The sequence below is a fragment of the Niabella beijingensis genome, assembly GCF_020034665.1.
GTDB lineage: Bacteria > Bacteroidota > Bacteroidia > Chitinophagales > Chitinophagaceae > Niabella > Niabella beijingensis.
The window spans coordinates 2,152,318-2,174,012 of record NZ_JAIQDI010000001.1; the positions used below are offsets into that span (position 1 = coordinate 2,152,318).

The window sequence follows — 21,695 nt, forward strand, 5'->3', positions numbered from 1 at the left end:
TATTATTGTCTTTTTGTAACCTGTATCTTTGCCGGTTGTTATACTTTTGCAGACGGGTCGTCCGTGCCGGCGTAAACAATAACAGCTGTAAGCCGGAAATAAAATCTATATAGCAGAAAGCATGCGTAAAACAGGAATAATTTTAATGAACCTGGGTTCACCGGATTCAACAGAAGTAAAGGATGTTAAGAAATACCTGGACGAGTTCCTGATGGACAAGCGGGTGATCGATAAACCATGGCTGCTGCGTTTTCTGCTGATAAAAGGGATCATTGTGCCCTTTCGTGCACCCAAATCCGCAGAGGCCTATAAAACGATCTGGTGGAAAGAGGGATCACCGCTTATCGTACTTTCAAAACAATTACAGGAAGCTGTTCAGCAAAAAACCGCGCTGCCTGTTGAATTGTCCATGCGTTACGGAAGTCCCACACCGGAAGCCGCCTATACAGCGCTTCTTCAGCGTATGCCGGATGTGGAAGAAGTGGTACTGGTGCCCTTATACCCGCATTATGCAATGAGCAGTTTTGAAACTGCGGTAGAACATATGAAGGAGGCGCACCGGAAAAATAATTATTCCTTTACATTAAAAGTGGTGCCTCCTTTTTATAAGCACCCTTCCTATATCAATGCGCTTGCGGAAAGTATGCGTCCTTACCTGCAGGAAGATTTTGACCAGCTGCTGTTCAGTTATCACGGCATTCCCGAACGTCATATTCTGAAAAGCGATCCTACCAAAAAGCACTGTATGCAGGTAGAAAACTGTTGTTTTAAATCAAGCCCATCGCATCCCACCTGTTACCGGCACCAGGTAACCATTACCAGCGAGCTGGTAGCAAAAAAGCTGGGACTTAAAAAAGAGCAGTGGCAGCAAAGCTATCAAAGCCGCCTGGGGCGCGATCCCTGGCTGTTGCCCAATACACAGGTACGACTGCCGCAGCTGCCCGGAGAGCAGGTAAAAAAACTGGTAGTGGTCTGTCCTTCTTTTGTAAGCGATTGCCTTGAAACGCTGGAAGAGATCGAAATGCGCGGTAAAGAAGATTTTCTGGAGAACGGCGGTGAGCAATACACATATATCCCCTGCATGAATACAAGCGCGCTTTGGGTAGACACTTTATTGCAGCTGATTGATGAGACCATCCGGCAGCCGGCTTAAGAAGCCGGTCTGCGGCCACAGGCATCACAGATCTTGGAGCTTGGGCAATACCGTCCAGTAGCTGATCACAATGCGTCGCCGCTCATCGGTAGATTTGTAATCCCTGATACTGGGCGAGGGATATTCCTCCCCTTTACCATAGGCCACATATCCTATTTTTAATGTATTGTAATTTTCGAATTTCGAAGTATTGCTTTCCATTACCAGTTTCATATTACGCACCATCTCCTTTGCTCTCAGGTCCGACAACAACTGATTCATCTCCTGTTGTGAAGGCTCGGTAGTATGAAGCAGGTCTGTCATCTCTTTATAAAGCGGTCCGTTCCGGGTAACCGGCGTCAGATCCGAATAACCCACAAATACAATACGTGCTTCTCTTGCAATATTGGAATACTTGTTGGAAACCCGCGACAGCGAATCAATAATAGGTGTAAAATAAGCACGCACGTTATTCATTGCCGACCCCGGTACCCGGTATACCCCCGGACCAAAAAAAGCGGCGTAATGAAACATCTGGTACTTGGAAGTACTTACCGACTCATTCAGCATCGTGTATACTTCTTCGCGCCGTTTCCGCGCGGTATTAAAGGAATCCAGGATAACGAGCTTGGATAAAAGATCGGTGGACCGGATACCTCTCCTGAAGGCCGAACGGCTTTTTGTTGCAGCATCCATGATCAGCGCCAGTTGCTGCACACTGCTGAGGTTGCCGTTCAGCTTATTCAAAATTTTCTGTACATCATTGTTCAGCACACTGTCGATGGACCGGTCAGCGGCTTTTACATCCAGTATTTTTTTTATCGCATCCAGTTGCTGCGTCTCATCAGAAACCAGTTGCTGCGTTCTTGCACTGGAGGCTTTGGCGGTTGCCAGTTTTCGCTGGGTGCCGCAGGAAGCCAGCATCAGCAGGAGTAAAACAAACGGGTAAAACTTCATAGACAATTAATTATTGGGGTACCGGTTTTATGGTAAAACCTTCTTGTTTTACAGGCGGCCGGGATCGGATCACTTCCTCCAGCATCCTGTCGTAAATTTTCTTTCTGTTATCAGCAATGATCTCTTTATCGGTTGTATCGGTATTGTTCTTTTTCTGCGAGATCTCTTTCAGCTGCAGGTTGATGAGCGTGGTATTGTTGCCCAATTTCAGTTCATTGAAGGACAGCAGCATGTCATCCAGTGAAAGCTTTCTGTGCCCCCGGGAATACAGTTCTGCCTGCTGTTGCTGCCGCCAGGAAAACAACAGCCACAGGATCAGTGTAAGGGAAACCATCCATAATACAACCAGCATCAGCAGTACCGGTTTGTTCAGCCGGTCCTGCTTCAATGTTTCTTTTATAAAATGTGTCGCCGCCATTCCTGTCTCAGTTTTAACCGGATATAATTATAAAGTTCCATTTTTCCCCGATCTGCCGGATGAGTTGTTCACAGGTATGGATCATATTTTCAGCAGTACCTGTTATCCGGCAATCCTTTAACAATTCCTGGATGGGATGGTTGGGCCCGAACGCTGAAAATGTAGACCTGGTACGATGCAGGATCCTTGCCACACCGGCGGCATCGCCGGCCGCAGCGGCCGTCCGCAGTGCGGTTTGATCTTCTTCCCATTGTTTCCCGATCTCTGTAAGTAATTCCTGCATTACCGCTTCATCACCTCCCAGCAGTTCCTTGAAAAAATCCAGGCTGTCTGCCGGATGTCCCTCCGCTTCTTCTTTCCGGTCTTCTGCCGGTACGGGCATCCATTTTAAAATCTTTCCGATGATATCTGCTTCTTCTATCGGTTTTGAGATATAATCATTAAACCCGGCAGCAAAACAGCGCTTGATCTCGTTTTCCATAACGTAGGCCGTCATGGCTATGGCCGGTGTATTGATGTGCAGTTCCTCCCGTATGATCGAGATCGCTTTGTACCCGTTCATATGCGGCATCTGTATATCCATCAATATCAAATCATAATGTTTTGCCTGTATGCGTTCCAGGGCCTCCAGTCCATTTTCCGCCAGTTCAATGGCAAGATGGTATTTTTTCAGCAGGTGTTTTATCAGCACCCGGTTTGCAGCATTGTCTTCTACCACCAATGCGGTATATCCCGAAAAATCCGCTGCCGGCTTATCCGATTGTTTATCGGCGATCGCCGGAATTTCCGCCACCTTTTCAAAAATACCGGTAAATGTAAACGTTGATCCCTGGCCGGGTTCGCTGTTTACAGCAACCGTTCCGCCCATGCTTTCCACCAGGCTCTTTACAATGCTCAATCCCAGCCCGGTGCCTCCATGCTGACGGGTGGTCATATGCTCCAGCTGTTCGAACCGCTCAAAAATCAGATTGATCTTTTCCTTTGGAATTCCCTCTCCGGTATCTATAACATTAAAGATAAGCTTATGGGTCTCTTCATTGTCCGGAGGCAATAACCTTACCTGAAGCCGGATCCCGCCCTGGGCGGTAAATTTAATGGCATTGTTGACCAGGTTCACCAGCACCTGGCGCAGCCGCTCCGGATCGCCTTTCAGCATTTGCGGCACCTGCGGGTCGATCTCCCACTGGTAGGTAAGTTTTTTTTCAGTTATGATCGCGGAAAACATCCGTTTCAGATCTTCAAAAAGCTCCGCAAGGTTAAAGGGAATACGCTTGATCCGCAGCTTTCCGGCTTCAATAGAAGAGAAATCCAGTACGTCATTTACAATGTGCAGCAGGTTGTATCCATTCGAAATAATGGTATTGATGTAGTCCTTCTGTGTATCGTTTAAGGGAGTGTCTGATAACAGGTTGCCGAACCCGATAAGTGAGTTCAACGGTGTCCGCAACTCATGGCTCATATTGGCGAGGAACTCATCCTTTGCGTTCCTGCTTTTAACCGCAGCTTCGCGGGCCAGCCGCAGTTCCTTTATAAGCACCAGTTGCTGCCACTGCCGCACCACAATGACCGTGGTAAAGATCAGCACCGCAATGATGGCGGCTACAGACAGGATACGGTTATAGGAGGAAAGCTGACTGGCATGTGTGGAATTGGTTACCAGTGTCTGCTGCAGCTGGCTCTCCAGGAACTTTTCTACCAGGACGCCATAGCGATATACATCATCACCTGGTTTGGATTTTCGCAGGGAGTCGGTCAGGGTCTCCATCAGCCGGGTGTTTTGATGCTGCCGGGCATCAATGATGGCATAGGAAATATTCAGCTGGGTGTTCACCGCATCCATCAGGTACTTCAGGTTGGCGATGGGGGCCTTGTGAGCGATGGCATCATTCAGCACGTTGGCATTATATCCAAACAGGGTAAGTGAATCTCCCAGCACATCCAGTGCATTATCGGGAACGGCTGCCAGCTGACTGAACCGGGACTGAAGGGTAAAAGAGAAGTTGACCAGGTGCTGCATCTCATTACTGGTCTTGAATGTTTCTACTGCTTCTATATTACCTTTTTGCAACGCCTGGGTCGCTTTATCAGTAAGTGTTTGCGTAAAAATGGTGCTGACAACCAGCAGAAAGGCAAAGAAAATAAGCAAAAAATAGTTATAGTTTCTTTTTTGCATGACTGCCGGATGTATTTAACTGCATAGAACTGTTTTTCTTAAACCTGATAGAAATCTTTCTCCCAACTATCTGTTTTATTTTTTGGGAGTCCAAAATTATAGATATTCTTCTTTTTTATGCAAAAAAAGAAGAATATATCGGAGCGCATATAATATTTTATATAAAGAAATGTTTTGCAATAACTTATGAATTAACCCGGAAAGATTCCTATCCGGATTTTTAGCTGAAATTGCCGTTTTTTGACTAAAACAGCCGGCAACATTCAGAAAGCTGGTATCTTAGCTCCCTGAAAAAAGGTCCTTCACCTAAATGTTTCTACCTTGGCTTACTTATATTTAAAAGCAGTTCACATCATTTTTGTTGTCACCTGGTTTGCCGGTCTGTTTTATATGCCGCGGCTTTTTATCTATAATGTGGAGGCAAACCGGTTGCCGTCATCCGAACAGGAAGTGCTGCACCGGCAGTTCACCAAAATGATGAAACCACTGTGGTATGGCATTACCTGGCCTTCTGCTGTTATTACATTGCTCATGGGTGTTTCTGTGCTGATAAAAGGAGACTGGTACCTGCAGCTCTTTAAACCCGAAGGGTTCTGGCTTTTATTGAAGCTGGTGCTCGTTCTGCTCCTGTACGCTTATCATTTTTCACTGCACCGCATTTTTAAACAACAGATGGCGGGCATTTATAAATATACTTCCGATCAGCTGCGTATGTGGAACGAGGTGGCCACGGTGTTTCTTGTTGCCATTGTGATGCTGGTGGTGGTAAAAAAAGAGATCAGCGTGATCTGGGGCCTTGTAGGAATGATCCTGCTGATCTTTATCCTTATGATGGCCATCCGGATTTACAAGCGGATCAGGAACAGAAAGCAATGAGCCTTCAGCAGTCAGCGTTGAGCTATCAGCCATGAGCTTTGAGAATTGAGATTTTGTTGCAACGGCCACATTTCTCTTCTCACAGCTGTCTGCTATCCGTCCCATTTCTGAATTCCCTTATTTTGCATCTCAGTTCTCCCCAATACAAAAGCGGCAACCTTTACAAGATTGCCGCCTGATTTGTTTTATAAAATAACTTCTATTGCCGTTGTCCTTTCTGGCTGTTGTACTTATGCACGTCAGTCGGGATAACCGGGTGACCGGACGGCGTGGTGGATTCTTTAAAATAAGGATCATATTTGTTCCTCATGTTCTTATAGGAATGTCCGTCTGCCAGGAAGGCAATAATGAACCAGATAAATAACAACAAGGGAATTACAATGGTCATGATAAAATTCCGTATCTCATCGCCGAGGTGCATAAACACGGAAACAATATAATAGGCTTTACCAAGGGTCAGGATACAAACCACCCCTTTTATAAAAAGCAGCAGCGCATGGCTTGGTTCTCCTTTATGCAGGGCATAAATAGTGAAGCCCAGCACCAGCTCCGCAATGGTTAAAACCGTAAGGATCAGTGTGGTCTTCTTAACCCGCTGTTTAAAGGTCGCATCATCGGTATGATGTGCAAAACTTACTTCAGGGTAGGCTGCAGAAGGTGATATATCTTTTGTTGGATCGTAATGTTGTGACATAATTCTTTAAATTTCAAATATCAAATTCCAAAATACAAAGTCTGTTCTATCGCTTCTCCGAAGAGGGAATCGTTTTAAATAAGATAGAAGCAAAGGAATACAAATACCCAAACCAGGTCCACAAAGTGCCAGTACAACCCGATCTTTTCGATCATCAGGTAATGTCCCCTGCGGTCAAATACGCCCGTTTTTGTCTGGATCAGCATAATGATCAGCAGGATCACCCCTACGGAAACGTGGAAACCGTGGAAACCGGTAATACCATAGAAGAAGCCGCCGAAGGCTGTGGGTCCGGGTTTGCGCACCACCATTTCGCTGTTGGAAAGCAGCTGCACCAGCTGATCTTTTGGAGTATTTACCAGTTCAGCATGGCTGGCATGTGAGAGATGCTGTTCATGAACCAATGTGGCCAGGGTCTCCGGGGAGGTCTTTGCCAGTGCAGGTGTTACATCCTGGGGTAATACGATTTCGCCCCAGGGGTTAAACCCGTTCCGCTGCGCCATTACTTCGATATGATCTCCTACCAGAACAGGATTTTTTGCAGTAAGCAAGTGTGTCCACTCCCAGGCCTGGCAGCTCAGGAATATCAACCCGCCGATGATGGTAAAGATCAGGTACTTTTCAACACCTTTCCGGTCGCGGTTATGACCTGCATGTACCGCCAGCACCATGGTAACAGAGCTGATGATCAGGACAAAGGTCATTACACTCACAAATGCAAGCGGCAGGTTGGCATGACCTGCAAAGGGGAATGTATTAAATACCACACTGGGCTCCGGCCAGTAGTTCAGTCCAAAACGTACGGTGCCCAATGAAATGAGGAATGCTCCAAAGGTGAAAGAGTCACTCAACAGGAAATACCACATCATGATCTTTCCGTACTCAATGTTAAACGGACTCTTGCCCCCGCTCCACCACTTGGTATTATGTGTTACTGTTTGTTCCATATTTGATTCAATCAAGTTTGTAAAGTTGTTTATCCCAGAATTATGAAAAATATCATTAAATACAGCCAGAGCAGGTCAACAAAATGCCAGTACATTCCCATTACCTCCACCGGCACGGTATCGTACGATTTTGTTTTTCCCGTAATTGCCTTAAAAAAGATGATCAGCAGGGCTATAACGCCACCGATCACGTGCACGGCGTGTAAGCCCGCAATGGCATAAAAGAACTGGCCCGCGCCGGAAGCGCCTTTGAACTGCACATTGTTATGCCACAGCTGCAGGAATCCGAAGACCTGGCAGATGACAAAAGCAAGGCCCAGCAGGAAAGTGATACCCAACAGACCGCGGTACTGCTGCATCGCCCGGCTTCTGAATGCTTTTGTGGCCATCAGCATGGTAAGGCTGCTGGCCAGGATCAGCACGGTAGACACCCAGAAGATATTCGGCAGTACAAATGTTCTCCAGCCTGCCTGGTTACTTTTTACGATAAATGCGCTGGTGAGTCCGGCAAACATCATCAGGATACTGGCGATCGCCACCCAAAGTGCAAATTTGTGCGGGTGCAGTCTCCTATGTTGCTGTTCACTCACTATACTTGTGTTCATAAATACTTCTTATCAGATTCAAAATCAGGCCTTGGCCAATAACAGTGCCAGCAAAACCACCGGCAAATGGATATAACTGCCAAACATCACTTTACGCGCAGATGGTACATCCATCTTATTATAAAGTGTCACCGCCCTGCCGATGAGGAACAGGTTGGCTGCGATGATCAGTCCGCCCCCTACCATTCCCTTTACCGTTTCGTAGCTGCAAATGCCTACAAAAAAAGGAGCAATGGTTATAGGCAGCATCAGCAGGGAGTATACCACCGTTTGCAATGCTGTAAACCGGGTAGGTCCCTTATCGCTCGGAAGCAATTTGAAGCCTACGCTGCTGTAGTCCTTATGCGCCACCCAGGCAATGGCCCAGAAATGGGGAAACTGCCATAAGAACTGGATACCAAACAGTACAATCCCTCCCAACCAGTTGATCTCCTGCCCCGGCACAAAACCTGCCACCCATCCGATCAGACAGGGAAAGGCTCCCGGGAAGGCCCCCACCAATACTGCTACGGAATTTACCTTTTTCAGCGGGGTATATACAAAAGCATACAGGAACAGACTAAAGGCGGCCAGCGCTCCGGCGGTCCAGTTAAAATAATAACCCAGAATGAAAATACCGGCAGCCCCGCTAAAGATGGCAAATCCCCATCCCTGCTCCGGTGTTAACCGTCCCGAAGCGATCGGGCGTTTGGCTGTCCGTTTCATCAGCGCATCTGTATCCTTTTCTACAACCTGGTTGATGGTGTTGGCACTACCTGTTACCAGCAAACCACCTGCAAAGAGCAAAACGATCCTCCACCAATCATACATCACATCCGGCACCAGCAGGTAACTGATCACGCTGCTGAAAACCACCATTATACTTAATGAGGGCTTCATTAACTGGAGAAAATCCCTTACGCCGCCCTCTCCTGATCTTTTCAATTTTTTTTATTTAGTCAATAGTAAATGATCAATGGTCAATGGCATTTACTATTGACCCCCGATAGTTACCGGGATCACCATTCACTTTTAATGTGAACTTTCGTTCTCTCCGATCGGCTCGGTCTGCGGAATAAAATCCCGTCCGTCTTTACCATAGTCATACGCCCAACGGTGTACTTCCGGAATCTCGCCGTCCCAGTTACCATGTCCGGGATGGATCGCTGTGGTCCATTCCAGGGTTGTGGCACCCCAGGGATTTTGGGTCCGCACCCTTCTTCCCTTATACATCGAATAGAAATAGTTAAATACAAACATCAGCTGTACTGCAAACACAATGATGGTTGCTACCGTGATCATCGCATCCAGGCTGTGGAACTGACCGAAGCTTACCCAGCTGCTCTTATCCAGGTAACGCCGTGGCATACCTGCAAACCCCTGGTAGTGCATGGGCCAGAAGATCAGGTACGCACAAACGATGGTAACCCAGAAATGGATATAACCCAGTGTGTTGTTCATGTACCTTCCGAACATTTTGGGGAACCAGTGATAGATACCCGCAAACATTCCGAAGAAGGCCGATACCCCCATTACAATATGGAAGTGGGCGATCACGAACATCGTATCGTGCAGATGGATGTCGATGGTAGAGTTTCCCAGGAAGATACCGGTTAAACCACCGGAGATAAAGATGCTTACAAAACCGATCGCAAAAAGCATGGCCGGTGTGAAGCGGATATTACCCCTCCAGATAGTGGTGATCCAGTTAAACACTTTAATGGCAGAAGGGATCGCGATCAGCAGGGTAAGCAGTACGAATACAGATCCTAGGAACGGATTCATACCGGTAACGAACATGTGGTGCGCCCATACCAGGAAGGCCAGTACGCAGATCGCCATCAGTGAGGCGATCATCGCCATATAGCCAAAGATCGGTTTACGGGAGTTGACCGCCAGTATTTCCGATGCCAATCCCATCGTTGGCATAATGATAATGTATACTTCAGGGTGCCCCAGGAACCAGAACAGGTGCTGGTAGAGGATGGCGCTACCCCCTTCATTGGGCAGGGCCTGACCTGCAACAAAAATATCGCTGAGGTAGAAGCTGGTACCCAGGTGACGGTCGAACATCAGCAGCACCAGACCGGACAGCAGTACCGGGAATGATAACACCCCGAGAATAGCTGTAAATAACAGCGCCCAGATGGTCAGCGGCATACGTGTCATTGACATCCCTTTGGTGCGCATATTCAGAATGGTAGAGATATAGTTCAGACCACCCAGCAGCTGAGAAGCCACAAATAATGTCATAGCAATGATCCAGAGGTCCATACCACTCTTGGAACCCTGAGATGCCAGTCCCAGCGCACTCAGCGGGGGATACACGGTCCAGCCGCCGGCAGCGGGCCCGGTTTGGGTGAATAAAGAGGACAACATTACAATGCTGGCGGCAAAGAACATCCAGTAAGAAAGCATGTTCATGAACGGAGAAGCCATATCACGGGCACCTACCTGCAAAGGAATCAGCAGGTTGGCGAATGTTCCGCTCAGTCCGGCAGTCAATACAAAGAAGATCAGCACGGTTCCGTGCATGGTGGTCAGCGCGTAATAGAATTCCGGCTTTATTTTACCCCCCTCGGCCCAGCGGCCGAAAAAGGTCTCCAGAATCGGAAACGACTGATCAGGAAAACCCAATTGTAAACGAAACAGCACCGAAAACAAACCTCCGATAATTGCCCAGATAATACCTGTTACAAGAAACTGCTTTGCAATCATCTTGTGATCCATACTGAAGATATACTTCGATATGAATGTCTCTTTGTGATGGTGAACATGCGGCTCTCCTGAATGACCATGACTCCCAACCTCATGCTGAATATGTAAAGTATCGCTCATAATTATTGTTTAAACTGACCTTTCTTTATCAAAAATTACTACTTCCCTGTGGAATCTTTTTTTACTGCGGATGTATCGGCTGTTACCTTGGCTGAATCCTTTACAGCCGGAGCGGCCGCCGAATCTTTGGAAGCTGTTGCAGCGGCAGCCGGTGTTGCCGGTCCGCCTTCCGATTCCTTCATTAGCACATATTTGGGTTTCTGAGAAGCCATCCACTGATCGTATTCCTCCTGGGTTTCAACAACGATCTCACCTCTCATCCCCGTATGCCCTGCACCGCACATCTGGTCGCAGGCAATTTCGTATACAAATTTACTGTTTCCGGTTTCTTTTATCATGTCCTTTGTGGTTTTTATTGGCGTAAACCACAAAGTAGTTGGTGTACCGGGCACCGCATCCATTTTTAAGCGGAAGTGCGGTAATCCTACACTGTGTATCACATCCTTAGCCCCGATAATCAGTCTTACGGGTTTGCCCACCACCAGGTGCATTGGCTGACCGCTTACATAAATATCATCATGATTGGCGGCATCTTCCCAGATCTGTCCCAGCGGATTATCGTGTGCTTCATCGATGTTCTTATAATATTTCTTTCCAAAAACACCATCCTTACCCGGGTAGCGGAACTCCCATTTGAACTGGCTGCCGGTGATTTCGATCTGCATGGCATTTTCAGGAGCCGCACCGGTGATACGGTACCAGTAAACGATACCAAACCCGATCAATATGGTAAGCACAATTGCAGGTACCACGGTCCACAGCAGCTCCAGCTTGTTATTGTGCGGAAAATAATATACCGAACGGTTCTCCGATTCACGGTATTTGAAGGAATACCAGAACAACAGTATCTGTGTTCCGAAGAACACGATACCGGTAGTGATGATGGTGTACTTCAGCATTCGGTCTACCAGTATCCCGTGGTCTGAAGCAGAAGTACCCAGTTTCAGAATCTTATCGCCAAGCGTATGATGCGCCCAATACACCCCGAACAGTCCAACAATCAAAAACACCAGCAACAGAACGGCGTTTATCTTATTGGTTTGTTTCCTGGTTTTTTCCTCACCCCGGATCACAGAAACAAATTCGCTTGCCCTTGCAATCTGAAAGGTTATAATAAAACCTAATATTAAAATGGCGAATATTAAAAAGTTTTGCATACGATGTTGTTCTAATATTTATTTCGACTACTATATTTAATTTTTCTGTTTTCCGGTTTAAGTATGGTGCACTACTGCTTCTTTTACAAACGGATGGTTCCGGGCTGTTAATGAGTGTTTGCTCAGTGTTTTACCCGTTACAAACATGATGATACCTACAAAACCCAGACCGATACCCATATCAAAAAGGATCATCGGTACTTTATCCGGAGAAACGGCCGGGAATACCATCTGGAAATAATCCAGCCAGTGGCCGAAGAGTACGATCACTGATACGATGGTAACCACGGTATAATTCCTTTTCGAATCACGGCTCATAAAGATCAGCAGCGGCGCCACAAAGTTGATCGTCAGCATGATCCAGAATATGGCAGAGTAAGGACTCTGGCGGGCCGAGTTACCGATCCTGTTTACAAAATAAATGGTCTCTTCCGGTTGGTTACTATACCAGATCAGCATAAACTGGGAGAACCATAAATAAGTCCAGAATATAGAAAAGGCAAAAATGAATTTTCCAAGATCGTGCAGGTGTTCTTTATTTACCATCGGCAGGTAACCATTGTTCTTCAAGAACACTACATACAGCGCGATCAGTGACAAACCGGCAACAAAGGTGCTGGCGAAATTGTACCAGCTGTACATGGTGCTGTACCAGTGTGCGTCGATGCTCATGAGCCACAGCCAGGGAATGGAAGACATTACGGTAAGGGCAAATACCACAATGTACAGTGCCGCCATTACCGTATTGTTCCAAACAAATTTCTTTCTTTTTTCAACCGTGCTTACAATATCGCCGTCGTCTGTTTTCAGTGATAACTGACGCATTTTCCATCCCAGGAATGACCAGAGCACTATGGTTAAGATCGTAACTGTTGCAAAAAATCCTTTACTTAAAAATCCGCTTTTGTGCAGGAGTGTCGGATCATGTTTCACATGCTCAGCATCCGTCCAGTGATAGATGGTGTGATGATCTCCGAAACACAGGGCCAGCAGGATCACCAGGGCAATGACCCCGATTACCGGTACACAGGAAGCGATGGCCTCCGTAACCCGTGTGAACGCGATCTGCCAACCACCCCAGGCCAACGTTGTGGCGCACATAAAAAACATGGCCGCATTTACTACCAGCAGGAAGTATACGCTGTTCTGCAGCAGACTGGCCCAAAAACGCGCACGGTTATCGTGATCCCCTTCACCACCGGTTGTCATAAACAGGGAAATAGCTGCTATGACACCGACCACCATTAACGCAACCGCTATCGTGTTATATCTTTTTGCAGGTGTGAATTTTTCCGTAGTTGACGTTGACATTCGAATCTTATATTAAATAGTTCTGTGAATTAGTTATTTATTTTTTTGCAGTGGCATCCGCCGCTGCACCCGCTTCCGCGGTCTTGGCGGTACTGTCTGCTGCTGCTGCGGGGGCTGCGCCGCCCACGCCCTGCTTGGATTTGATGAATGCAATGATCTCCCATCTTTGTTTGGGACTTAACTGGGAGGCATAGCTGCCCATTTGTCCTTTACCATAGGTCACCGAATAGTACATCGTGCCTTCCGGCAGGGCCTTCATATCCGCGGCCATGAAATCCTTTGGTGCAGCGGTGAAAGGGCCTTCGCCTCCATTGAACAGCGGGCCGTTACCATCCAGCTTGGCACCATGGCAGATCCCGCAGTTTACCAGGTACAGACGCTCGGCTTCCTTCATATCGATTTTTGCAGCGCCTGCAGAATCCAGGGGATTCCTTAACTGGGCCGATTGTGCATAACCAGCAGAATCGTGTGGCAGGTTAAACGTAAATGCCATATCCTCACCCCGTGCCACCGTTCCCGGTACCGGTTTGCGGTTGTAAAAAACACCTTCTTTTTCAAGATCATTTGTAGAAGCGTAGGTTTCATAAGCCCTGCTGTAGGTCATATCCGGCATATAGGAACGCCCCGGATTTTCGTCTGCCCCGCAACCGGCCAGAACACCTGCCGCTACAACACTTATGATCAAATATTTCTTCATATTCTTTATTGATATAATAAATGCAAAAACAATTTTTAAACTGCAGCCACTTTTTTACCAAAGCGCACCGTATCGCGGTCATAACGGCCGAACCACCATCCGGTTTCCCGGCTTTGTACCTGTACATCCTGGGCCCCGGCATTTTTCAGAAAGGCAATGGCCTCCTCTTCGTTTGTCTTATCCGTACATTCAATCGCCATCACAAATGTATCGTCTGTGCTGCGGGGATTAAAATGGTCTTTCTTTACAAACGGCGCCAGCTGGCACAACCAGCAAAAAGTAAACACCATGCCCACTGCCGAGAACAATACCGTCAGCTCAAACATAATCGGGATCCACGCCGGAAGGGAAAAAAACGGCTTTCCCCCGAAATTGATCTGCCAGTCGAGTGTAAGTGCCCATGTGATAAAGCTGATCGCAGTGGTAGTACCTGTAATACCATATATAAACCCGGCAATGTGCAGATCCGTATCCTTCATGCCCAGTTCCTTATCCAATCCATGGATCGGGAACGGTGTATATACATCGTGCACTTTATAGCCGGCACGACGCACTTTTTTTACCGCAGGAAAAAGCACTGCTTCGTCGTAAAAATTGCCTGTAATAAATTTCTTGATGGCCATATTTTCTATTTGTTTCAGGTCCGAAGTTTAACGTACTATGTTTAAACCTCTTCCCTTATTATTTCTGTCTGTTTTATTTTCAATTACCGCCCGTTTAACATTAACCGTTCATCCTCGTTAATGGTGTGCATTTGCATGCTGAAACGCTTCCAGTGTTTCATTCTCATCCTTATCCATTTTCTCTTTGAAGTTATCCCCGCTGCGTTTCAGGATATGCTTGATCTCTGCTATAGCGATAACAGGGAAGAATTTCGAGAACAGGAAATAACAGGTAAAGAACAATCCGAATGTACCCATATAGAACCCGATCTCCCAGATGGTAGGCGTATAATAAGTACTCCAGGAACTGGGCAGGTAATCGCGGTAAATAGAGGTAACGATGATCACAAAGCGCTCGAACCACATACCGATATTCACCAGGATACTCATAAAGAAGGTTACCAGCAGGTTCCGGCGCATTTTCTTAAACCAGAAGATCTGCGGGGATAATACGTTACAGCCCATCATCAGGTAGTAGCTCCATCCATAGGGGCTGCTCAGGTTCACCCGGTTTTCGCGGAAAGCAAACCACTCATATTCCACATGGCTGTACCATGCGATAAATAACTCGGTAAGATAAGCGATACCCACAATAGAACCGGTAAGCACAATCACCTTGTTCATCACATCAATGTGCTCAATAGTGATGTATTCTTCCAGTCCCAGTACCTTACGGGTGATCAGTAACAATGTCTGTACCATCGCAAAACCGGAAAATACCGCACCCGCAACGAAGTAGGGCGGGAAGATGGTGGTATGCCAGCCGGGGATCACCGAGGTTGCAAAGTCAAAGGATACGATCGTGTGTACCGATAATACCAGCGGCGTACTTAAGCCGGCCAGTACCAGGGACAACGCTTCGTGCCGCTGCCAGTGCTTGGTGCTTCCCGTCCAGCCAAATGAAGCAACACCATAAAATAATTTGCGCCATTTCAGTTTTGCCCGGTCACGCAGGGTGGCCAGATCCGGTAAAAGACCGCAATACCAGAACAACAGGGAAACCGTAAAGTAAGTAGAGATCGCAAACACGTCCCAGAGCAGCGGAGAGTTGAAGTTCACCCACAAAGGACCGCGGGTATTGGGATATGGTGCCACAAAGAACGCATTCCACACCCGGCCCATGTGCCAGATCGGGAACTGACCCGCACACATTACCGCAAAGATCGTCATCGCCTCCGCAGCACGGTTCACCCCTGTTCTCCAGCCCTGGCGGAATAACAACAGGATGGCCGAGATCAGGGTTCCGGCGTGACCGATACCTACCCACCATACGAAGTTGGTAATGTCCCAACCCCAGCCGATGGTTTTATTCAGGTTCCACTGACCGGTACCGTATATGACCTCCATGGTAACGGAAACAACACCAAATAGTAACAATCCAACGGAAATGATAAACCCGACCCACCAAAGTTTACTTGGCGTAGCTTCCACAGGACGGCATATATCTTCTGTAATCTGGTGATAGTCCTTGCTTCCTTCCACCAATGGTCCCCGTACTTGCGATTCGTATCTGTTTAATGACATAACTTATTTATGGTTTAAGGTTCAATGTTTAAGGTTCTGTGTCATTTTCCCCCGAAACATTCTATCCTTTTTTGTTCTACTTTTTCTTTTTATACCAACGCCTAACGTTAAACTTCAAACATTAAACTTTGCACACTTTTTAATGGTGTGCCGCTTCTTCTTTAGCTGCCGGGGCTTTTGCTCCGTGTTCTTCGCCATGACCACCTTCTGCTCCATGTCCTTCACCATGCTCGTCGCCGCCGATGATCTCATCTGTGTTCCGGATCTTGGAGAAGTAACTCACATTCGGCAACACGTGCAGCTGCTCCAGTGAGTAGAACAACCGCTGCGGGTTGTTCAGCCGCACCTGGCTGATCGCGCTGTGCTCATCCCTTGCATCCCCAAATACGATCGCATTGGTGGAACAGGCCTGCTGGCAGGCTGTTTTTGCTTCCCCGTCTTTCAGCGTGCGGTTCTCCTTTTTCGCATCCAGTTTTGCATGCTGCAAACGCTGGATACAGAACGAACATTTTTCCATTACCCCTCTGGAACGTACCGTTACATCCGGGTTCAGTACCATGCGGCTTACCGCATCGTTCATCTGGTGCACCACCGGATCCAGTACGCCTACCAGTTTCTGATCCTGGTTGTTCGGGAAAGAATCTGCTCCTGTATAATCAGCCCAGTTAAAGCGGCGTACCTTGAACGGACAGTTGTTGGCGCAATAACGGGTACCGATACAACGGTTGTATGCCATCTGGTTGATCCCTTCCGTGCTGTGGTTGGTTGCGGCAACCGGACAAACGTTCTCGCAGGGCGCGTTATCGCAATGCTGGCAAAGCATCGGCTGGAACACCACTCCCTTCAGGTTATCCGGATCTTTTTCATCACTTACAAAGTAGCGGTCGATACGCAGCCAGTGCATATCGTGGTAACGCAGTACCTCGCTCTTTCCTACCACCGGTACGTTATTTTCTGCATGACATGCCACCACACAGGCACTACAGCCGGTGCAGGCATTCATGTCAATATTCATTCCCCATTTGATACCCGGCTTTTCGTGATCGCCGTAAAGGGTCGCTTCTTTTCTGAAATCCCCGGTGCTTTTTGCGTAGTTCTCTACCAGCTTCTTGCGGAAATTCAATACCTCATCGGGTTTCTGGCGGTAGGTAGCCAGGGTGGTTTCACGCAGTACTTCCACACGGCCTTCGTAGGAGTTGTGGATCTGTGTCTGTGCGATCTTTTCTTTTTTGCCCGTATTGGAAATCGTTACATTGGAAACAAAGTAGCTGATGCCGCTTCCGTCCTTTGCCATTGAAGCAAACGGGAACATATTCACACCCACACCCGCAGCGGTCCGGCCCAGTTTCTCACCACGTCCGTATCCCACTGCCACTGCAATGGTATTGGCATTCATACCCGGTGTCACAAGGATCGGCAGTTCGATCGTTGTTTTACCATCGCTTATCTTGATCACCGGTTTGTCCGGATAATATTCGTAATCCACATCCACTTCAATACCCAGTTCCTTGGCCTTGGGTATCGAGATCAGTGCATAGTTGCCCCAGTTGGCCTTGGATACTGAATCGGGCAATTCCTGTAACCAGGGGTTTACGGCACCGTAACCGGGTCCGATGGCCACTGTTTCATACAGTGCCAGCTCATCTTTTCCTCCGGCCGGGCGGGCAGCGATTGCTGTAGCTGCCGCAGCCAGTGCTCCTCCGTTAAATGTTCCCGTACCCGCAGCAGCCTCTTCAATCACACCATTTTCAAGCGCTTTATGGTATGCGGCCTCACTGCCGGCTTTCTGCTGCCAGTAGTTCTTTACATAAGTGTCATAGTCCTCCGCGCTTCCGCTCCATTTTAACAGGGAGGTCTGGAAAGGGCGGGTCTTGAATAAGGGGAAGATCGTGGGCTGGATAAAGCTGTAAACACCGGTTTTAGGCTCAGCATCACCCCAGCTTTCCAGATAATGGGGAGCAGGCAGTATGTATTTACACAGTTCAGTGGTCTCATCCATACGATAACCAAAAGAAACCGTGGTTTTTATTTTTGCTAATGCACTGGCAAAACGTTTGCCGTCAAAATGATCGTATACAGGGTTGGCCTCATAGATCAGCAGGGCACCCACCTGACCTGCTTCCATCTGAACCAGCAGGTCGGCAAATTCTTTGTCGGTTCCTTTGCGGGACTGATCTGCTCTGGACCAGTCGATTGTAGTACCATAAGCGCCGATGGCATTGTTGATGGCATTTACCACCAGCTGAATGTTCACATCATTGCTTCCGCAAACCACCAATCCCTTGCCAGCAGCGGCTTTCAGCTCATTTGCCACTTTGGTGATCCCTGCAGTCAGTTTGGAATCGGCGATGGCAGGGGCTGTAACGCCACCTCCCAGCGCGGCCAGCAGCGCCAGCGCCACGGCTCCGGTCTGTGAAGGGCGGTGTGTAAACCGCTCATCCGCATTGGACCCTGTTAAGCTAAGGAAGGATTCAAACTGGTAATGCTTGCTCATTACCGGGTTCTTTTCATCGATCCTTCTGCCTTTGGCATAGCCTGCTGCATTTTCTTCGCTGCTCAGCCAGGTACCCAGGAAGTCCGCACCAAGGCTCACAATAACTGCAGCCTGGTCAAATTTATAAGAAGGTATTTTCCGTCCAAAGCCGGATGCTTCGTTGGCCAGAAGGATACCATTATAACTTACCGCGTCGTATTGTACGTGGCGGATCCGGGGATTCTTCGCAATGATATCGAGTGTAGAGGGAGAGTTAATGGTACTGGTCAGCAACACAATGGAGCCGGCAGCAGCCAGATCGGCAGCAATAGCCTTATCCAGCACATCATACATGCTTTCCTCAAATTTGTCGCCTACTTTCCGCTGGGGAAAACGCAGACGATGCATATCATAAAGATCCAGTACAGAAGCCTGCACCCGGGCCGAGGTTCCGCCGTTGGTTGCAGAAAGATAATCGTTCCCTTCTATTTTGATCGGACGTCCGTCCCGCACTTTGGCAATAACCGGAACCGCATCCCCACCCTGTGTATACGTAGTGGCATAATATTTTGCTTCTCCCGGAACCAGGTTGTCCGGTTTGTTCCCGTAAGGGATCGCTTCCCGGACCTTTGTGTTACAGCTGGCTGCAAGTGTGGCAGCAGCAGTGCTGAAACCCAGATATTTTAAGAAATCCCTCCTGGGTGCTTTGGCATCCAGTAATCCTTTACTGTCAAAATCTTCAAAAGGGAGTTCATCACGAAACTCATCCTGAACCCGCTTTTGAAACTTTTCGGAATCATTTAACTCGCCGAAACCCTGCCAGTATTTATTGCTCATTTATCTCTGTTTGAAAATTTGAAAATTTGAAGACCTGCCTCTGGTAAATTTGAAAACGGATTTGATAATTGCTACTGGTTTTCAAACCACGCAGACCGGCACATTACTAATAGTGACATTTCTGGCACTCCAGACCACCAATATCCTTCACAGTCACACTGTCCATTTTACCCGATTTGATGTCGTTATGGAATTTTTCGTAAATGCTGTAAAACTGGTTACCGCTGGTAGAATCCACGTTAAAGTTCACCTTGGTCTGACGGTGACAGTTCACACACCATCCCATGCTCAGCTCGGCGAACTGGTGCACCTCATCCATCTGGGTGATCTCACCATGACAGGTCTGGCACTGTACATTACCCACCCTTACGTGCTGGCTGTGGTTAAAGTACACATGATCAGGAAGGTTGTGGATCTTTACCCAGTCGATCGGTTTTGCTTTATTGGGATCCCATGCATCGGGGTTTTGAGGGTCGAAACCGGCGTACTGGTACAATTTTGCGATCTCAGCGCTGCCATCAATGGGATTACCCTGTTTGTCTTTCAACTCGGGGCCGTTATATTTCTGAATCGTCTTGTGACAGTTCATACATACATTCACAGAAGGAATCGCGGCGGTTTTGCTTTCCCATGCATTTCCGTGACAGTACAAACAGTTGATCTGATTGATACCTGCGTGTACTTTGTGCGAATAGAAGATCGGCTGCCGTGGCTCATAATTTTTCTGCCGGTTCATATTGATCATCGCCTTTGTAGTAAAGTATCCGCCAATGATGAACAACAGGATGGCCGTGGTAGCCAGGTACATTTTATTTTGCAGGAAGGGAATACCATCAGGTGTTTTCTTTCCTTCCGTATCGTCGGAGATCTTTTTAAGATTTTTGTTTACAAAGATCAGGATCAATGCCGCCAGGGCCAGGATCAGGGTAATGACACCATATAATAAAGGGTGCTGACTGGTATCTTCCCCGCTTTTTTCGCCACCCGCAGCAGGTGTACCTTTTGCCGCATCCAGCTTGCCGCTTCCTTTTTCGTCAATGTATTTTAAGATCGCATCTATTTGGGGATCAGTAAGATCAGGGAAGGTCTGCATCGCTGTGGGTTTCAGTTTGGAAACCTCAACGGCCTTGGGATAGCCGGAAGCGATCAGCTTCTGGTTATTCCGGATCCACTCGTGCAGTTTACCCTTGTCTTCCCACTGGCCTTCAATTCCAAACAGGGGCGGACCGGTCATATCAGTCTTCATATCACCGGAGTGACAGCTCTGACATTTGCTGATAAACAGTTGTTTACCATCGTTAGCGTCCTGGGCGAAAAGTGTATTAAACCATGAAAGAGTGAAAAGCGTTAGTATAATTAAGAAGAATCGGTTAATTATATGCTTAGAAATAGTCATAAACGCATTAAATCTAAAAATGTGGATAAATGTCTCTGATCAACTGCAAAAATAAGGGTCGTGCTTAACAAAACAACAACATTTTATAAATTTTTTAAACCCGCTACCAGACTGTGTTTCAGCCGATTTTCAGGTTGATTTTTTTCATTTGAAAAAATCTTTGTCATTAAAAAGTCATCCATCCGACAGCACCCCGAGTTGTTCACATCCCGATATTTTAGCATTATTATTGACCCGGGTCAATTTTATCCTATTTTCATACAAACGGTTGTAAATGAATTCAAACCAGGATCCGGGGATGGGTTCCGGAATTTTCCCGGTTTCTGCGGGCGGAGCAGAATTATTCTTTCCCGGTTTTTTGGTGAACTCGGTAAATTGTAAAATCTTTGATTTACAAATAATATGAAAAAAAAGATCGCCATTTTTGCCAGCGGGGCCGGCTCTAATGCCCAAAAACTTATTGACCATTTCCGAAGTCATGCATTTGCTTCCGTTTCCCTGATCGTTTGCAATAAACCCGGAGCCGGTGTTACTAAAATTGCTGCGGCCGAGGGCATTGAACTGCTTCTTATCGACCGGAACCAGCTGCAATCGGGCGATTTTCCGGCATTATTGCTCGAAAAAGAGATCGATTTTATCATTTTGGCTGGTTTTTTACTAAAAATCCCCGTTTCACTCATCGGGGCCTTTCCCCGGCATATTATTAATATACATCCTGCGCTTTTGCCCAAATACGGAGGAAAAGGCATGTATGGCCAGTTTGTGCATACCGCCGTAATTGAAGCGCGGGAAAAAGAGAGCGGCATCACCATTCATTTTGTGGATGAACAGTATGATCATGGGGCCACCATTTTCCAGGCCACCTGCCCGGTTTCAAAATCCGACACACCGGAATCACTGGCACAGAAAGTCCATTTCCTGGAGCACCAGCACTTTGCTCCGGTGGTGGAACGGCTGATCCTGAAGGACTTTCCATAGCCGGAATGCTGTACTTTACCATAGTTTTTGCAAATTCTTTT

At 47.4% G+C, this 21,695-nt stretch carries 18 protein-coding genes; 3 read left to right on the top strand and 15 right to left on the bottom strand.

Annotation, left to right across the window (positions count from 1 at the left end):
• Window positions 1–121 precede the first annotated feature (121 nt).
• Window positions 122–1,153, top strand: a complete 1,032-nt coding sequence (gene hemH / locus K7B07_RS09110) for a ferrochelatase (protein WP_223709090.1) — start codon at window positions 122–124, stop codon at window positions 1,151–1,153.
• A 24-nt stretch (window positions 1,154–1,177) separates the two neighbouring features.
• Here the strand turns inward: hemH and K7B07_RS09115 are convergent, their stop codons facing one another.
• Genes K7B07_RS09115 through K7B07_RS09125 form a run of 3 tightly spaced genes read right to left on the bottom strand, consistent with a single transcriptional unit; the run spans window position 1,178 to window position 4,680 of the window.
• Window positions 1,178–2,089 carry a hypothetical protein gene (locus tag K7B07_RS09115; protein WP_223709091.1) on the bottom strand — a complete coding sequence of 304 codons (912 nt, stop codon included), beginning with the start codon at window positions 2,087–2,089 and terminating at the stop codon, window positions 1,178–1,180.
• 10 nt (window positions 2,090–2,099) lie between these two features.
• Window positions 2,100–2,507, bottom strand: coding sequence for a hypothetical protein (locus tag K7B07_RS09120; RefSeq protein ID WP_223709092.1), 408 nt, complete (start codon window positions 2,505–2,507; stop codon window positions 2,100–2,102).
• 13 nt (window positions 2,508–2,520) lie between these two features.
• The gene (locus K7B07_RS09125; RefSeq protein WP_223709093.1) at window positions 2,521–4,680 is read right to left on the bottom strand and encodes an ATP-binding protein; all 2,160 of its coding nucleotides are present in this window, start codon (window positions 4,678–4,680) and stop codon (window positions 2,521–2,523) included.
• A gap of 321 nt (window positions 4,681–5,001) precedes the next feature.
• Between K7B07_RS09125 and K7B07_RS09130 the strand changes: the two genes are divergently transcribed.
• Window positions 5,002–5,556, top strand: a complete 555-nt coding sequence (locus tag K7B07_RS09130; RefSeq protein ID WP_223709094.1) for a CopD family protein — start codon at window positions 5,002–5,004, stop codon at window positions 5,554–5,556.
• Window positions 5,557–5,755: 199 nt separating this feature from the next.
• Here K7B07_RS09130 and K7B07_RS09135 read toward each other — a convergent pair whose 3' ends face one another.
• The 12 genes from K7B07_RS09135 to K7B07_RS09190 form a co-directional block, all read right to left on the bottom strand.
• Entirely contained in the window at window positions 5,756–6,250 is a 495-nt protein-coding gene (locus K7B07_RS09135; RefSeq protein WP_223709095.1) for a cytochrome C oxidase subunit IV family protein, read from the bottom strand.
• 74 nt (window positions 6,251–6,324) lie between these two features.
• Window positions 6,325–7,197 carry a cytochrome c oxidase subunit 3 gene (locus K7B07_RS09140; RefSeq protein ID WP_223709096.1) on the bottom strand — a complete coding sequence of 291 codons (873 nt, stop codon included), beginning with the start codon at window positions 7,195–7,197 and terminating at the stop codon, window positions 6,325–6,327.
• A 29-nt stretch (window positions 7,198–7,226) separates the two neighbouring features.
• On the bottom strand, window positions 7,227–7,802 hold the full coding sequence (locus K7B07_RS09145; RefSeq protein WP_223709097.1) for a cytochrome c oxidase subunit 3: 576 nt from the start codon (window positions 7,800–7,802) through the stop codon (window positions 7,227–7,229).
• A gap of 24 nt (window positions 7,803–7,826) precedes the next feature.
• Window positions 7,827–8,726: a heme o synthase gene (gene cyoE / locus K7B07_RS09150; protein WP_223709098.1), complete on the bottom strand. Its 900-nt coding sequence runs from the start codon at window positions 8,724–8,726 to the stop codon at window positions 7,827–7,829.
• 87 nt (window positions 8,727–8,813) lie between these two features.
• The gene (locus tag K7B07_RS09155; protein WP_223709100.1) at window positions 8,814–10,619 is read right to left on the bottom strand and encodes a cytochrome c oxidase subunit I; all 1,806 of its coding nucleotides are present in this window, start codon (window positions 10,617–10,619) and stop codon (window positions 8,814–8,816) included.
• A 38-nt stretch (window positions 10,620–10,657) separates the two neighbouring features.
• The gene (locus K7B07_RS09160; RefSeq protein WP_223709101.1) at window positions 10,658–11,776 is read right to left on the bottom strand and encodes a cytochrome c oxidase subunit II; all 1,119 of its coding nucleotides are present in this window, start codon (window positions 11,774–11,776) and stop codon (window positions 10,658–10,660) included.
• A 57-nt stretch (window positions 11,777–11,833) separates the two neighbouring features.
• A complete protein-coding gene (locus K7B07_RS09165; protein ID WP_223709103.1) occupies window positions 11,834–13,087 on the bottom strand; it encodes a quinol:cytochrome C oxidoreductase in 1,254 nt (417 codons plus the stop codon).
• A 37-nt stretch (window positions 13,088–13,124) separates the two neighbouring features.
• Window positions 13,125–13,784: a c-type cytochrome gene (locus tag K7B07_RS09170; RefSeq protein ID WP_223709105.1), complete on the bottom strand. Its 660-nt coding sequence runs from the start codon at window positions 13,782–13,784 to the stop codon at window positions 13,125–13,127.
• A 35-nt stretch (window positions 13,785–13,819) separates the two neighbouring features.
• On the bottom strand, window positions 13,820–14,407 hold the full coding sequence (locus K7B07_RS09175; RefSeq protein ID WP_223709106.1) for a DUF3341 domain-containing protein: 588 nt from the start codon (window positions 14,405–14,407) through the stop codon (window positions 13,820–13,822).
• A 117-nt stretch (window positions 14,408–14,524) separates the two neighbouring features.
• Window positions 14,525–15,970 (bottom strand): NrfD/PsrC family molybdoenzyme membrane anchor subunit, encoded by a 1,446-nt coding sequence (gene nrfD, locus K7B07_RS09180; RefSeq protein ID WP_223709107.1) that lies wholly within the window; start codon window positions 15,968–15,970, stop codon window positions 14,525–14,527.
• A 139-nt stretch (window positions 15,971–16,109) separates the two neighbouring features.
• Window positions 16,110–19,280, bottom strand: coding sequence for a TAT-variant-translocated molybdopterin oxidoreductase (locus K7B07_RS09185; protein WP_223709109.1), 3,171 nt, complete (start codon window positions 19,278–19,280; stop codon window positions 16,110–16,112).
• Between the two features lie 106 nt (window positions 19,281–19,386).
• Window positions 19,387–20,676 carry a c-type cytochrome gene (locus K7B07_RS09190; protein WP_223709111.1) on the bottom strand — a complete coding sequence of 430 codons (1,290 nt, stop codon included), beginning with the start codon at window positions 20,674–20,676 and terminating at the stop codon, window positions 19,387–19,389.
• Between the two features lie 402 nt (window positions 20,677–21,078).
• On the opposite strand from K7B07_RS09190, the gene purN reads away from it, so the two are divergent.
• Window positions 21,079–21,654, top strand: a complete 576-nt coding sequence (purN, locus tag K7B07_RS09195; protein ID WP_223709112.1) for a phosphoribosylglycinamide formyltransferase — start codon at window positions 21,079–21,081, stop codon at window positions 21,652–21,654.
• Window positions 21,655–21,695 lie beyond the last annotated feature (41 nt).

Bases quoted from the DNA above. Each gene is read 5' to 3' on its own strand.
- purN (WP_223709112.1), top strand. From the start codon at position 21,079: ATGAAAAAAAAGATCGCCATTTTTGCCAGCGGGGCCGGCTCTAATGCC.
- nrfD (WP_223709107.1), bottom strand. From the start codon at position 15,970: ATGTCATTAAACAGATACGAATCGCAAGTACGGGGACCATTGGTGGAA.
- hemH (WP_223709090.1), top strand. From the start codon at position 122: ATGCGTAAAACAGGAATAATTTTAATGAACCTGGGTTCACCGGATTCA.
- K7B07_RS09170 (WP_223709105.1), bottom strand. From the start codon at position 13,784: ATGAAGAAATATTTGATCATAAGTGTTGTAGCGGCAGGTGTTCTGGCC.
- K7B07_RS09175 (WP_223709106.1), bottom strand. From the start codon at position 14,407: ATGGCCATCAAGAAATTTATTACAGGCAATTTTTACGACGAAGCAGTG.
- K7B07_RS09160 (WP_223709101.1), bottom strand. From the start codon at position 11,776: ATGCAAAACTTTTTAATATTCGCCATTTTAATATTAGGTTTTATTATA.
- K7B07_RS09155 (WP_223709100.1), bottom strand. From the start codon at position 10,619: ATGAGCGATACTTTACATATTCAGCATGAGGTTGGGAGTCATGGTCAT.
- K7B07_RS09115 (WP_223709091.1), bottom strand. From the start codon at position 2,089: ATGAAGTTTTACCCGTTTGTTTTACTCCTGCTGATGCTGGCTTCCTGC.
- K7B07_RS09190 (WP_223709111.1), bottom strand. From the start codon at position 20,676: ATGACTATTTCTAAGCATATAATTAACCGATTCTTCTTAATTATACTA.
- K7B07_RS09145 (WP_223709097.1), bottom strand. From the start codon at position 7,802: ATGAACACAAGTATAGTGAGTGAACAGCAACATAGGAGACTGCACCCG.
- K7B07_RS09140 (WP_223709096.1), bottom strand. From the start codon at position 7,197: ATGGAACAAACAGTAACACATAATACCAAGTGGTGGAGCGGGGGCAAG.
- K7B07_RS09165 (WP_223709103.1), bottom strand. From the start codon at position 13,087: ATGTCAACGTCAACTACGGAAAAATTCACACCTGCAAAAAGATATAAC.
- K7B07_RS09125 (WP_223709093.1), bottom strand. From the start codon at position 4,680: ATGCAAAAAAGAAACTATAACTATTTTTTGCTTATTTTCTTTGCCTTT.
- K7B07_RS09135 (WP_223709095.1), bottom strand. From the start codon at position 6,250: ATGTCACAACATTACGATCCAACAAAAGATATATCACCTTCTGCAGCC.
- K7B07_RS09120 (WP_223709092.1), bottom strand. From the start codon at position 2,507: ATGGCGGCGACACATTTTATAAAAGAAACATTGAAGCAGGACCGGCTG.
- K7B07_RS09185 (WP_223709109.1), bottom strand. From the start codon at position 19,280: ATGAGCAATAAATACTGGCAGGGTTTCGGCGAGTTAAATGATTCCGAA.